The 221-nt window shown below is 46.6% G+C and carries 1 tRNA gene; it reads left to right on the top strand.

Going from position 1 to position 221, the window contains the following annotated elements:
* Positions 1–144: 144 nt before the first annotated feature.
* Positions 145–221 (top strand) — tRNA-Ile (locus tag GD002_RS17710).

Below are 221 nucleotides of genomic sequence, written 5' to 3'. Positions count from 1 at the left end.
TAGCCGTATCGGAAGGTGCGGCTGGATCACCTCCTTTCTAAGGATTATGTCGTAACAGACATCGGAAGATAGATCTTGGATCTATCACGTTAACGTTTTGCGTTCAGTTTTGAAGGTTTATGAAATCTTCTTCTATAATAAAAGGGGCCTATAGCTCAGCTGGTTAGAGCGCACGCCTGATAAGCGTGAGGTCGGTGGTTCGAGTCCACTTAGGCCCACCA

Origin of the sequence: Sporosarcina obsidiansis, from assembly GCF_009651005.1 — a bacterium.
Lineage (GTDB): Bacteria > Bacillota > Bacilli > Bacillales_A > Planococcaceae > Sporosarcina > Sporosarcina obsidiansis.
This window is presented reverse-complemented; position numbering and strand designations above follow the sequence as displayed.